Consider the following 4,068-nt stretch of genomic DNA (forward strand, 5'->3'; position numbering starts at 1 on the left):
GACGACAGCCGCGTCGATTTCGACATTCCCGATGCCGGCTTCAGCAAGGAGGACGTGACAGCGAGGTTGATGGAGCTTGTGCGGGCCAACCATCCCGTCTTCACGCGGCTGATCACCGACGAGGAACTTTCGGCCAATCCCGGGCTTGTCAAATCGAAGAACGTGCGGCCGCCCGTCGGCACCGGCAGGATTCGCCTGGTCTGCATCGGCGAGAATGCCTCAATCGACAGTCAGCCTTGCGGCGGCACCCATGTGAAGAGCACCGGCGAAATCGGCGAGATCCATATCGGCAAGATCGAAAAGAAGGGCCGCGAGAACCGGCGCTTCCGCATCCGCTTCGGGCCGATGCCGGCGAATTGACGAGCAACACCTACCAAAGTCGCCAGGAGCGGGCAGGAGAGGAAAAATGGCCGAAGACAGCCCATTCATCGTCGACGCGGATTGGCTCGAGAAGCGGTTGGGAACGCCAGGACTGACCATCATTGACGCGTCCTGGTACCTGCCGGCGCAGAAACGCGACGCCCGCGCCGAGTATGACGACGCCCATATCCCCGGTGCTCGCTTCCTCGATCAGGACGCCGTTTCGGACCCGGATTCCAAGCTGCCGCACACATTGGCGTCGCCCCACTATTTCGCGCAATATGTCGGCTCGATGGGTGTTTCGGCCGACGACACGATCGTCATCTATGACGGTCCAGGCTATTTCTCGGCGCCGCGCGCCTGGTGGATGTTCCGCGTCATGGGCGTCTTCCAGGTCTATATCCTGAATGGCGGCTTCGACCGCTGGAAGGCGGAAGGGCGGCCGGTAACGGCGGAGCAGACCCGGATCGCACCTTGCGTCTTTTATGCCGATTTCGATGCAAGCCGGATTGTCAGCCTCGACGAAATGCGCCGGATCGTTGGAAGCGGAGAAAGCCAGATCGCCGATGCGCGCTCACCCGGGCGTTTCGCCGGCACCGATCCCGAACCGCGTCCCGGCGTCCGTTCCGGCCATATGCCGGGCGCTCGCAATGTTCCGGTTGCCGCGCTTGCCGAGAATGGCGAACTGCTACCCAAGGACCGCTTGCGCATGGTCATTGAGGAGGCCGGCATCGATCTTACAAAGCCGGTCGTCACCTCGTGCGGATCTGGCATCACCGCGGCGGCGATCACGTTGGCGCTGGAGACGCTTGGCCATACCGACAACAGGCTGTACGACGGCTCATGGACCGAATGGGGTGGGCTGAGCGACACTCCCGTGGTGACGGGCAAGGAATGACGGCGATGGAAAACGCTGGACCGAAGGATATCGATGTCACGGTCACATTCCTCGAAATGCACGCACCGCCGGCTTCATCTCCCCCGCTGCCCTACAACCGGCAGATCGCCTTGCTGAGGACCAAGGACATTCCGCTGCATTTCTACCGCTACCTGATGGATCGCGTCGGGCGCAAATGGCACTGGGTCAACGTGCTTAGACTGAGCGACGAGGAACTGGCCGCCGGCCTGCATCGTGAGGACCGCGACATCAGCGTGCTCTACCTCGACGGCTCTCCCGCCGCCTTCTTCGACCTCAAGCCGCATCTGCCCGAGGAAGTGGAACTCGCCTATTTCGGTATGATGGAACATGCTCACGGCCAGGGTATCGGCCGCTGGTTCCTGGGAGCGGCCATCTCGGCTGCATGGTCGTATGGGCCGAAGCGCATCACCGTGCAGACCTGCACGCTCGACCACCCGGCGGCGCTGCCGCTTTACCAGAAGCTTGGCTTTACGCCGGTTGCGCAGAAGAAAGAGGTCGTGCATCCGCTGACCTTCGCCGAGCGCTCCGCAAGCGTCATGCGGCCGTAGCTAAGGGGAAGCGCGGCGCAGTCGGCTGCCTCGATGCCGCTTACGCAACCGGCGGCGGCTGGCCCTCGGCAGCCACGTGTCGATGCAAGCCCAGCGGGGCGCCTTGGTCGTCCGGATCGTCGCTGCGGGCCGTATCATGCTCGGATCATCGCCCGACCTCAGCCGGCCGCGCGCCGCACCCTTCTTCTGCGATCATCATGGCGCGGAGCGCGGTCCATGGCGAGTCCGATAAGTCTAGTATCGTGATTTCGGGTTCGTAATTCGATACTGCGCTTCGAGCGACGCACGAAGCGCTTGGCAGGAATCGGGTGGGAGACGCTGTCGGCTCGTCATAGTTTCCGGCCAAGGACACCGGAGAATTTTGCCATGAGCATCCAGTTCAAAGCCCTGCCGACCGAAGCCGTGCGCGCCTTACAGCGGGGAGGGCCCGACGCTTACGGCCACACGCCAGAGCGAAGGATTTCGGACGGCGATGGCGTGCCGTGCCGGCATTGCATGAAGAACGTCGCAACCGGCGATAGCTATCTCATCCTCGCCTACCGGCCGTTCCCGCAGCTTCAGCCTTACGCGGAGACCGGACCGATCTTCCTGCATGCGGACGAATGCCAACGCGCCGCGGAGGCGGATGCACTGCCTGAGATGCTCCAAAGCAGCGACTACATAGTGCGCGGTTATGGCAAGGACGACCGCATCGTCTACGGCAGCGGCGCCGTCGTTCCGACCGGCGATATCGCGGCCCGCGCCGAGACTTTGTTCGAGCGCGACGACATAGCCTACATTCACGTCCGTTCGGCACGGAACAATTGCTACCAGTGCCGCATCGAACGAGCTTGATCGCCGGCAAAAAAATGCCCGCCGGTGGTCTGGCGGGCCGTTGGAAGTCTGTGACAGAAGCCTTCGGCCCGAGCCGCCGGCGGGGCCGGTTTTCACCGGAACCGAGGGCGACCGTAGCCATCAGGTAGCGAAATCTCTCTAGGCAGGTTTCTCGGGTCCCGAATGTGAAGCATTTCACACAAGAGGCACCGGATTCGCTCGCATGGCTGAGCGGCGGCCCGCATGCCCCCGCAAACTGTCGTACTCCCGTCGCATAACCGCGCTAGAAGGGCGGTCGTTGATCGATGGCCGACCGCGGATGGACCGGCGGCACATCGCAACATCGAGGAAGCGGGGCGCTGGCTCCGCTTTTTTGTTGCCCGGACTCTTCCCGCAAAGGACCGGTTGGAAACACGATAAAAAACGCCCGCCGGAAGAACCGGCGGGCGACAGAAGGAAGCTTTTATCGAGGGCAATTCCAGGAAAGGTCTGTAGCAGCGGTACCGTCCGGAATTACGTGACAAATAGTTTCAAGCGGCCAGCACCGCCTTCGGTTCGACCATCTCGTAACCCAGCGCTTCGGCGACGGCACGATTGGTGATCTTGCCCTTGTGGACATTGAGGCCGTTGCGCAGGTGATGGTCGTCGACCAGCGCCTTCAGGCCCTTGTCGGCGAGCTGCAGGCCGTGATGCAGGGTGGCGTTGTTCAGCGCGTGTGCCGAGGTAACCGGAACCGCGCCCGGCATGTTGGCGACGCAGTAGTGGATCACGCCGTCGACCTCATAGGTCGGGTCGGCATGGGTCGTGGCGTGCGAGGTCTCGAAGCAGCCGCCCTGGTCGATGGCGACGTCGACGAGCACCGAGCCCTTCTTCATGCCGGAGAGCATTTCTCGGGTGACCAGCTTGGGTGCGGCAGCGCCCGGGATCAGCACGGCGCCGACGACGATGTCAGCCGAGAAGCACTCGTCTTCGAGCGCCTCGACGGTCGAGTAGCGGGTATGGACACGGCCGCCAAAAATGTCGTCGAGCTGGCGCAGGCGCGGGATCGAGCGGTCGATGATGGTGACGTCGGCGCCGAGGCCGGCAGCCATCTTCGCAGCATGCAGGCCGACGACGCCGCCGCCGAGCACGGTGACCTTGCCGGGCAGCACGCCGGGAACGCCGCCGAGCAGCACGCCGCGGCCGCCATTGGCTTTCTGCAGCGCGGTCGCGCCGGCCTGGATCGACAGGCGGCCGGCGACTTCCGACATCGGTGCGAGCAGGGGAAGACCGCCACGGTCGTCGGTGACCGTCTCATAGGCGATCGCCGTGACGCCCGAAGCGAGCAGGCCCTTGGTCTGCTCCGGATCCGGGGCGAGGTGGAGGTAGGTGTAGAGGATCTGGCCGTCGCGCAGCTGCACCCATTCGTTGGGCTGCGGCTCCTTGACC

At 63.7% G+C, this 4,068-nt stretch carries 5 protein-coding genes; 4 read left to right on the plus strand and 1 reads right to left on the minus strand.

The window, feature by feature from the left end; genetic code table 11:
- The 4 genes from EOA79_RS30290 to EOA79_RS30305 form a co-directional block, all read left to right on the plus strand.
- Positions 1-360, plus strand: a 360-nt coding sequence (locus EOA79_RS30290) for an alanyl-tRNA editing protein (protein ID WP_164894015.1), incomplete at its 5' end; no start/stop codon positions are given.
- Between the two features lie 46 nt (positions 361-406).
- Positions 407-1,258 (plus strand): 3-mercaptopyruvate sulfurtransferase, encoded by an 852-nt coding sequence (gene sseA / locus EOA79_RS30295; RefSeq protein WP_095825443.1) that lies wholly within the window; start codon positions 407-409, stop codon positions 1,256-1,258.
- A 5-nt stretch (positions 1,259-1,263) separates the two neighbouring features.
- Positions 1,264-1,827 (plus strand): GNAT family N-acetyltransferase, encoded by a 564-nt coding sequence (locus EOA79_RS30300; protein ID WP_128293583.1) that lies wholly within the window; start codon positions 1,264-1,266, stop codon positions 1,825-1,827.
- A gap of 366 nt (positions 1,828-2,193) precedes the next feature.
- On the plus strand, positions 2,194-2,661 hold the full coding sequence (locus EOA79_RS30305; RefSeq protein ID WP_127335081.1) for a DUF1203 domain-containing protein: 468 nt from the start codon (positions 2,194-2,196) through the stop codon (positions 2,659-2,661).
- A gap of 509 nt (positions 2,662-3,170) precedes the next feature.
- Here EOA79_RS30305 and ald read toward each other — a convergent pair.
- The coding region (gene ald, locus EOA79_RS30310) for an alanine dehydrogenase (RefSeq protein WP_128293585.1) at positions 3,171-4,068 on the minus strand (898 nt) is incomplete at its 5' end.

This window comes from Mesorhizobium sp. M1A.F.Ca.IN.020.03.2.1, assembly GCF_004023205.1.
Lineage (GTDB): Bacteria > Pseudomonadota > Alphaproteobacteria > Rhizobiales > Rhizobiaceae > Mesorhizobium.